Below are 8,927 nucleotides of genomic sequence, written 5' to 3'. Positions count from 1 at the left end.
CACCCCGGGTTCATCGTCGAGGAGGTTCAAGGTGGACAGTGCGGATCGGCCTGGATGGCCACGGGAACTAGCCGAGCGGTACCGCAGCGCGGGCTGGTGGCGCGGGGCCACCTTCGGTGACCTGCTCACCGACTGGGCCACCCGGTTCGCCGACCGCACCGCACTGGTGGACGGCGACACCCGCCTCACCTACGCCGACCTCGACGAGTTCGCGCACCGGCTGGCGCGCGCCCTGTACGCCCTCGGGCTACGCCGGGGCGACCGGGTCGTCGTCCAACTGCCCAACCGTGCGGAGTTCGTGCTGCTCTGGTTCGCCCTCCAGCGCCTCGGCGTGGTTCCGGTGCACGCCATGCCCGGTCACCGCCGGTCGGAGGTCGGCCACCTCGTCGCGCAGTCCGGGGCGGTCGGTTACGTCGGGCCGGACCGGCACGCCCGCTTCGACCACCGGCAGCTCGCGGCCGACCTGCGCGAGGCCCATCCCGGCCTGTCCCACGTCGTGATCGACGGCGACGTCACCGGGTGGGACGGCTGCCACCGGCTGGCGGACCTGATCGCCGCAGGCGGGGAACCTGTGCCGGCAGCGGACCCGCCGACGGCGGAGGACCTGGCCCTGCTCCTGCTCTCCGGCGGCACCACCGGAACGCCGAAGCTCATCCCCCGCACCCACGACGACTACGCCTGCAACGCCCGGCTCGCCGCCGAGATCTGCGAGCTCGGGCCCGACACGGTCTACCTGGCGGTCCTGCCGATGCCGTTCAACTTCACCATGAGCTGCCCCGGGATCCTCGGGACGCTCCAGGCCGGCGGCACCGTGGTCGTCGCCCGGGACCCCAGCCCGACCACCGCCTTCCGACTGGCCGAACGGGAACGGGTCACCATCGCCGCGCTCAACCCGCCCCTGGTCCCCGCGTGGTTGCAGGAGAACGCCGAGACCACCCCCGACCTGTCCAGCCTGCGACTGCTCCAGGTCGGGGCGGCCCGGCTCGCCGACGATCTGGCGCGGCGGATCGAACCGGAACTGGGCTGCCGACTACAGCAGGTGTTCGGCATGGCGGAGGGGCTGATCAACCTCACCCGGGCCGAGGACGACGACGAGACCGTCTGCACGACCCAGGGGCGGCCGATGTGTCCGGACGACGAGATCCGGGTCGTCGACGAGGCCGGGGCCCCGGTACCACCGGGCGAGGTCGGCGAGCTGCTCACCCGGGGGCCGTACACCATCCGGGGCTACTACCGGGCCGGGGAGGTCAACCGGACCGGGTTCACCCCGGACGGCTTCTACCGCACCGGCGACCAGGTGCGCCTGCTGCCCTCGGGGCACCTGGTCGTGGTGGGTCGGATCAAGGACCAGATCAACCGGGGTGGGGAGAAGATCGACGCGACGGAGGTGGAGGGGCACCTGGCCGGGTACCCCGGGGTCCTCGCCGTGGCCCTGGTCGGCGCCCCGGACGAGGACTTCGGCGAACGACCGGTCGCGTTCCTGGTCTGCGCCGGGGACCCACCCACCGCCCGGTCGCTCGGTGCCTTCCTGCGGGACCGGGGGGTCGCGGCCTACAAACACCCCGACCGGGTGATCGGGGTGTCCCGGATGCCGCTGACCGCCGTCGGCAAGATCGACAAAAGGGCCCTGGCCGCGTCGCTCACCGGGTAGCCACCACCACGACCCCGGCCCGCCGGGGGCGCAGCCCGGCCCGGGTCAGCTCCTGGCAGAGCTGCGGCAGGGTCACCTCCCAGGAGACGTGCTCGGCGGTGCGGCGCTGCACCACGGTGCCCGCCTCCCGGACCTCGGTGGTGATCCGCCAGTGCACCCTGCCGGGTTCGCCCGGCAGGACCGCTCCGGTGTTGCGGTACTCCCGCCCGCCGATGCGGACCGGGGTGTCCGGTACCCCACCGGGCACCCCGAGGTTGACGACCAACGGGGCTCCCGGCGCCAGCCGCCGTGCCGCCGACCGCCACAGCTCCCTCCGGTCGGCGGGGCTCAGTTCGCTCACCGCGTTGGCCAGCAGTACGGCGCAGACCCGGTCGGGTAGGACCGACCCGGTGGCCGTGCCCGGCAGCACCGTCACCCGACGGGCGAGGTCGGGGTCGGCGCCGATCCGGGTGAACAGCGCGGTGCGCAGCGCCGGGGAGGGCTCCACGGCCAGCACCTCGACCCCGGGGTTGAGCCGGGCGAGCAGTTCGGTGCCGCGGCCGGTGCCGGCCCCGACGTCGACGGCCGGGCCCTGCTGCGGGTCGAGGCCGCGCAGCTCCGCGGTGAGCGACGGGGTGAGGGCCCGCCACATGCCGGCTATCAGCAGGTCGAAGTGCTCGGCGTGCGCGTCGTAGGCCGTGTGGTCCACGTTCCCTCCCGGAACCAGTTTGAACATGACAACGGTTTTCGTTTAGGCTGTCCACCGTACCGGCACCGGACCCACCTGCGCGAGGAGAACCGATGCGGGTCACCGCGAACATCGACGTCTGCGTGGGAGCAGGACAGTGCGTGCACGCCGCACCCACCGTCTTCGACCAGTCCGACGACGGCCTGGTGGTCCTACTCACCACCGACATCACCGACGCCGACGCCGAGTCGGTGCGCACCGCCGTCGAATGGTGCCCGTCCGGCGCCGTCGAGTTGCTCGACCGCTGACCCAGCGGCCCGGCACGACCGAGGAGAAACACGTGACAGAACACATCGGACGACGGTCGCTGCTGCGCGGCGGCGCCTGGGCCGCCGCCGCACTCGCCGCAGGACCGGCACTACTCGCCGGCTGCGGCAGCGACGACACCCCGGCCGCCTCCACCCCCTCCGGGGCACCCCAGCGCGGCGGCACCCTGCGCGCCGCCCTCGTCGGCGTCGGCGCCGCCGAGACCCTGAGCTACTTCCACGGCGGCACCAACCTCGACTTCGTCCGGGCCAGGGCGATGCACGCCGCGCTGGGCAACCTCGACCCCACCGCCCCCGAAGGGGTCCGCTACGAGGTGCTCGACGGCATCGACGTCAGCCCCGACCTGCGCACCTACACCCTGCGCATCCGGCCCGGTCTCACGTTCAGCGACGGCTCCCCGCTGACCGCCCGGGACGTGCTCTACTCCCTGATCACCCCGGTCGAGGACCCCAGGTCCCTGGCCGTCTACAAGACCCCCGGGCGCAACTTCGACCTCGCCAAGGCCGAGGTCAAGGACGTACGGACTCTGGTGCTGCCCACCCTCGCCCCCATCGCGGACGGACGGCTGCTGCTCTGCCAGGGCAACTACCTCGTCCTCAAGGAGGGCAGCCGCTTCGAGGAGAACGCGCCGACCTCCGGCCCCTTCAAGCTCACCACCTTCGAGCCCGGCCAGGGCACGGCCCTGACCCGCAACGACGAGTTCTCCCTCCCCGGACTCGACGGCCCTTACCTCGACGGCCTCGAACTGCGCAACATCCCCGACAGCGACGCCCGGGCCAGCGCCCTCACCAACGGGCAGGTCGACTTCGCCGGGGACCTCGCCCCGGTCACCGCGCGGACCCTCGACGGCGACGACCGGGTCGTCGTCCGCCGCAGCGAGTCCCCGTACCTGTCTGGACTGTTCTTCCGGCTGAACATGACCCAGAAGCCCTTCGACGACCCCCGGGTCCGTACCGCCTTCAAACTCGCCGCCAACCGTCAGGCCATGCTCGACACGGTGCTGCACGGTCAGGGTCTGATCGGCAACGACCTGCTCTCCCCCGGCTTCCCCGGCTACGCCGAGAGCATCGAACAGCGCGCCTTCGACCCCGACGGGGCCCGCGCCCTGCTGACCGAGGCCGGCGTCAAGGACCTGGAGGTCACCCTCACCACCGGCCCGGAGACCCCCGGCATGGTCGAGGTCGCCACCCTCTACGTGGAGAACCTCAAGCAGATCGGGGTCCGGGCGACCCTGCGGGAACTGCCGGCCGGGCAACTGTTCGCCGACTTCCCCGCCTACGTCAAGCTCCCCTTCGCGGCGAGCTTCTCGGTACCGGTCCCCCCGATGCCCCTCTACCAGGTCTCCTACGGCGGCCAGAACCCGTCAGCGCTGGGCTGGAACCGGCCCGACGTCGACGCCCTGGTCGTGAAGGCCCGCAGCAGCGCCGACCCCGCCGAGGCGAACCAGGCCGCGCTCGCCGCCCAGCAGGCGATGTGGTCCGACGGCAACACCGTCGCACCGGTCTTCAAGCCCTTCGTCACCGCCGCGGTGCCCGCCCTGCGGGGGGTCCGCGAGGACCTGTTCGAGCAGTTCCCCGGCTTCAGCAGGGCCTCCCTGCGGTGACCTGGGGTCGGTTCCTGCTCCTGCGGCTCGCCAGCGCGGTCGCGGCGCTCGCCGGGGTGTCGGTGCTGGTCTTCGCCGCCACCGCCGTCCTGCCCGGCGACGCCGTCGGGATCCTCAGCGGCGCTGACGCCACCACGGCCCAACGCGAGGTGCTCCGGGCCGACCTGGGGCTGGACCGACCCGCCCACGTGCGGTACCTGGACTGGGCCGGGTCACTGCTGCGCGGTGACCTCGGCACCGCCCTGATCGGCGGGCGGCCCGTCAGCGAGCTGCTCGCGGACCGCCTGCCGAACAGCGTCCTCATCGCCGGACTCTCCCTGCTCGTCGTGACACCGCTGTCCGTGCTCTGCGGACTGGTCGCCGGCCTGCACCCCCGGGGGGTCCGCGACCGGGCGATCTCCACGGCCACCCTCTGCGGCGTCGCCCTGCCGGAGTTCGTCGTCGCGAGCCTGCTCGTCACCGTCTTGGCCACCTGGCTCGGGGTACTGCCCCGGGTCTCCCTGGTCCCCCTCGGGGGCACCCCCCTGGACACCCCGGAGATCCTGGTCCTGCCGGTACTGAGCACCGTCGCCGTCGGACTCGCCGCCGCCACCCGCCTCATCCGCTCCTCCACCGCCCAGGTCGCAGGCGCCCCCTTCGTCGAGGCGGCCCGGCTGCGGGGCATCACCGGAGCCCGTCTCGCCCTGCGGCACGTCCTGCCCAACGCGATCGGACCCGCCGTACAGTCCCTGGCCCTGGTGACCGCCGCGCTGGTCGGCGGGACCGTGGTCATCGAGACCATCTTCAGCTACCCCGGCATCGGGTACGAACTCCAGCAGGCCGTCGCCAACCGGGACATCCCGGTCGTGCAGGGGCTGACCGTCGTCCTGGCCGGCATCGCGCTGCTCGTCCTGCTCCTGGCCGACGTCGTCGCCCGCCTGGTCGATCCGCGACGTGGACGACACCCGTGATGCGCCTCGTCGCCCGGGTCGGGGTCCTGTTCGTCCTCGCCGTGGCCGTGCTCGGACCGTTCCTCACCACCGGCTCCCCCACCGAGCAGGTCGGCGTCCCCTACGCGCCACCCGGGGCCGGTCATCCCCTCGGCACCGACGCCCTCGGACGCGACCTGCTGGCCCGCGTCCTCGCCGGCGGTTGGATCGTGGTCACCCTCGCCGCCGGAGCCACCCTGCTCGCCACCGCACTCGGCGTCCTGACCGGGGTGACCGCGGGCCTCGCCCCGCGCCGCGCCGCCGACCTGCTCATCCGCCTCACCGACGTGATCGCGATCGTGCCGGCGGTCCTGATCATGCTGGTCTTCGCCGCCGGGTTCCCCGGCAGCGACCTCGCCGTGCTCGCCGCCGTGGCGTTGACCACCACCCCCTTCTCCGCCCGGGTGGTCAGCGCCGCCACCCGCACCGTCGCCCGCAGCGGCTTCGTCGAGGTCGCGCGAGGCAGGGGCGACACCCCGGCACAGGTACTCCGCCACGACATCCTGCCCAACATCGCCGGTACGGTCCTCACCGACGCCGGCATCCGCTTCGTCGCCGCCGTCCACCTCACCGCGACCGCGGGGTTCCTCGGTCTCGGTCGAGGAGCCCCCGCCCCCAACTGGGGACGCATGGTCCAGGAGAACCTCCCCGGGCTGAGCCTCTCCCCCCTGCCGGTCCTCGTCCCCGCGCTGCTCATCGCGGTCCTCGCCGTGTCGGTGAACCTCGTCGCCGACGACCTGGCCGCCCGCACCACCGGGGTCACCGGATGATCGCCGAGGTCTCCGACCTGGTGATCGGTCCCGTCGGGGGTGGCGAACCCCTCGTCGACGGGATCGGTCTCACCATCGCCCCCGGGGAGGTCGTCGCCCTCCTCGGCGTCTCCGGTTCGGGCAAGACCACCCTGGCGCTCGCCCTGCTCGGTCACCTGCGCCCCGGACTGCACCTGCGGTCGGGCCGGGTACGGGTCACCGGCACCGACCCCTTCGGTCCCGAGGGTCGGGCCCTGCGCGGCCGGGTCGTCTCCTTCCTCGGTCAGGACCCGGCCGCCGCCCTGAACCCCGCCCGCCGCCTCGGTGCCCAACTGGCGGAGGCCGCCGGGGCGGGCCGGGTCGGCGAGTTGTTGGCGGCGATGGACCTGCCCACCGACCGCGCCTTCACCCGACGGCGGCCCCACCAGATCTCCGGAGGGCAGGCCCAGCGGGTGGCCCTGGCCATCGCCATCGCCGGCAACCCCCGTCTGCTGATCCTCGACGAACCGACCAGCGGTCTCGACGTAGCCCTCGCCGGGGACCTGCGCGAACGGCTCACCACCTACCTGCGGGACCGGGACTGCGCCGCCCTGGTCATCACCCACGACCCCACCCTGGCCTCGACCATGGCTCACCGGGTCGTCCACCTCGACGCCGGACGCCTGGCATCCGCCCCCGTTCACCCCGACCCGCCGCCGCTGACCGCACCCACCGCACAGGCACTGCTCCGGGTCCACCGGTTACGCGCCGGCTACGGCCGGCGGACCGTCGTCGCGAACGTCTCCTTCGAGGTCGCCGCCGGTGTCTGCACCGCCCTCACCGGCCCCTCCGGGGTCGGCAAGAGCACCATCGCCCGGTGTGTCGCCGGACTCTCCACCCGGACCGGTGGACGGGTCACGCTCGACGGCGCCGACCTGGCACCCGCCGTCCGACACCGCAGCATCGCCCAGCGTCGGGCCGTGCAGTTCGTCGGACAGGACTCCGTCGGAGCGCTCAACCCCCGCGAGACCGCCCTACGGGCGTTGCTGCGCCCGCTGACCACCCTCGGGGTGCCCCAACCGGAGGACCACGCCCACGCACTGCTCCGCCGGGTACGGCTGCCCGCGTCGGCAGCGTACCGGCTACCCGGTGCCCTCTCCGGCGGAGAGCGCCAACGCCTCAACCTCGCCCGCGCCCTCGCCGCCGAACCCCGGTTGTTGATCTGCGACGAGATCACCTCGGCACTCGACCGGGGCACCGGTCACGCGGTGCTCGACCTGCTCGCCGAGCTTCGCACCGAACGGGACATCGGCGTGCTCATGGTCAGCCACGATCCGGAGGCCGTCGCCCGAAGCGCCCACCATGTGGTGGACGTCCCATCCCCGCAGAACCCCTGAGGAGCGTCGCACGTGACCACCCCCCGACAGTTCGTCCGCCGAAGGGTCCCCTTCGGCGCCGACCCGGTCGCCACCGCCGCGGCCCTGGCGGCGGCATCGGATCAGCCGCACGTCGTCTACGAGCAGCCCGAGGCGCTGTGCTGGGCCGAAGGGGAACTGGCCACGGTCGTCGTCGCGGACGGGGTGACCACCCTGACCCTCCCGGAGGGACAGACGAGCTTCCCCGCCGGGCCCTCCGTCTTCGACGGGGTACGCAGGGCACTGGCCGCCCTGCCCTTCGACGGGTGGCGGGTCTACGGGTGGGCCAGCTACGAGCTGACCTGCGACCCGCCCGCCGCCGAGCGCACCGTCCACCTCGTCGTACCCGAACGGGAGATCCGCATCCGCGGGGCGAGCGCCCTGCTGATCGCCCCCGACGAGGCCGAACTCGACCTGCTGCACAAGCGCCTCACCGACGCCGCGCACCGGGCACCGGTGGCGCCGCCGGAGACACGGATCGCCCTGGACCTCACCGGAGTGGAGACCACCGCCTACCGCGGTGCGGTGGCGGACGCGATCGCCACCATCCGAGGGGGCAGCCTGGACAAGGTGATCCTCTCCCGGACCATCGACGTACCCGGGGAGATCGACCTCCCCGCCACCTACCTGACCGGCCGTCGCGGGAACTCCCCGGCCCGCTCCTTCCTGCTGCGGCTCGGGGACTGGCAGGTGGCTGGCTTCAGCCCGGAGATCGTCGCCCGCGTCACCCCCGACGGCGCGGTCGTGACGCAGCCTCTCGCCGGCACGCGCGCCCTCGACGGCAGCCCGCTGCTCGACGCAGCCCGCCGCGACGAGCTGTACCGGGACGCGAAGGAGGTGTTCGAACACGCACTCTCGGTCCACCTCGCCGCCACCGAGATGTCCACCGTGTGCACCCCCGGCACGGTCGGCGTCCACGACTTCATGGCCGTCAAGGAACGCGGCAGCGTGCAGCACCTCGCCTCCGAGGTCAACGGACGCCTCGCCCAGAACACCACCGCCTGGGACGTCCTGTCGGTGCTCTTCCCGGCCATCACCGCATCCGGGATCCCGAAGCGACCGGCCTGCGACCTGATCCGCCGCGTCGAACCGCGGCGCGGGCTGTACAGCGGCACGGTCCTGATGGCCGACGCCGACGGCACCCTCGACGCCGCACTGGTCCTGCGCAGCGTCTTCCGGCACGCGGGGCGGACCTGGCTGCAGGCCGGTGCGGGGGTCGTCGCCCAGTCCGACCCGGCCCGGGAACTGGAGGAGACCCGCGAGAAGCTGCTCAGCGTCTCCCGTTTCCTCGTCCCCGCCGAACAGACGGATCCGCAGGGCGAGCCCACCCGAGTCCTCGAACCACATCCGGTGATCTAGTACCGACGCCGGTTCGGTCGGGTGTAGGTGGGGCGGGTCGCACCGGTGCGGTGACCCGCCCCACGCCGCTCGACCGGGACCCCATCCCGGCGCGGAGCACGTCGACGAGCCGGTGGCGTGCCGCAGCCTGGTTGGCCGGACGTGCACTGCTCGCGAACTCGCCGCTGCTCGTGCGAGGCGCGGATCCGGTCACCGACACAGGACAGCGT

8 protein-coding genes are annotated in these 8,927 nt (G+C 73.2%); 7 read left to right on the top strand and 1 reads right to left on the bottom strand.

Annotated elements, in window-relative coordinates:
- Positions 1-31 precede the first annotated feature (31 nt).
- Positions 32-1,651 (top strand): (2,3-dihydroxybenzoyl)adenylate synthase, encoded by a 1,620-nt coding sequence (locus tag WHN02_RS15190; RefSeq protein ID WP_434739392.1) that lies wholly within the window; start codon positions 32-34, stop codon positions 1,649-1,651.
- Here the strand turns inward: WHN02_RS15190 and WHN02_RS15185 are convergent.
- On the bottom strand, positions 1,641-2,339 hold the full coding sequence (locus tag WHN02_RS15185; protein WP_434739391.1) for a methyltransferase: 699 nt from the start codon (positions 2,337-2,339) through the stop codon (positions 1,641-1,643). The genes WHN02_RS15190 and WHN02_RS15185 overlap by 11 nt on opposite strands.
- Positions 2,340-2,431: 92 nt before the next feature.
- Between WHN02_RS15185 and WHN02_RS15180 the strand changes: the two genes are divergently transcribed.
- Genes WHN02_RS15180 through WHN02_RS15155 form a run of 6 tightly spaced genes read left to right on the top strand, consistent with a single transcriptional unit; the run spans position 2,432 to position 8,718 of the window.
- A complete protein-coding gene (locus WHN02_RS15180) occupies positions 2,432-2,626 on the top strand; it encodes a ferredoxin (RefSeq protein WP_434739390.1) in 195 nt (64 codons plus the stop codon).
- A gap of 32 nt (positions 2,627-2,658) precedes the next feature.
- Complete coding sequence (locus WHN02_RS15175) at positions 2,659-4,248, top strand: ABC transporter substrate-binding protein (protein ID WP_434739389.1); 1,590 nt, start codon at positions 2,659-2,661, stop codon at positions 4,246-4,248.
- Complete coding sequence (locus tag WHN02_RS15170; RefSeq protein WP_434739388.1) at positions 4,245-5,198, top strand: ABC transporter permease; 954 nt, start codon at positions 4,245-4,247, stop codon at positions 5,196-5,198. The genes WHN02_RS15175 and WHN02_RS15170 overlap by 4 nt, the downstream gene beginning before the upstream one ends.
- On the top strand, positions 5,198-5,986 hold the full coding sequence (locus WHN02_RS15165) for an ABC transporter permease (protein ID WP_434739387.1): 789 nt from the start codon (positions 5,198-5,200) through the stop codon (positions 5,984-5,986). The genes WHN02_RS15170 and WHN02_RS15165 overlap by 1 nt, the downstream gene beginning before the upstream one ends.
- The gene (locus WHN02_RS15160; protein WP_434739386.1) at positions 5,983-7,341 is read left to right on the top strand and encodes an ABC transporter ATP-binding protein; all 1,359 of its coding nucleotides are present in this window, start codon (positions 5,983-5,985) and stop codon (positions 7,339-7,341) included. The genes WHN02_RS15165 and WHN02_RS15160 overlap by 4 nt, the downstream gene beginning before the upstream one ends.
- 12 nt (positions 7,342-7,353) lie before the next feature.
- Positions 7,354-8,718 (top strand): salicylate synthase, encoded by a 1,365-nt coding sequence (locus WHN02_RS15155; protein WP_434739385.1) that lies wholly within the window; start codon positions 7,354-7,356, stop codon positions 8,716-8,718.
- The last annotated feature ends 209 nt before the right edge of the window (positions 8,719-8,927 follow it).

It is taken from the genome of Micromonospora sp. SH-82, from assembly GCF_051132485.1.
Lineage (GTDB): Bacteria > Actinomycetota > Actinomycetes > Mycobacteriales > Micromonosporaceae > Micromonospora.
The sequence above is the reverse complement of the archived record's forward strand: the minus strand, read 5'-3'. Positions and strand labels throughout refer to the sequence as shown.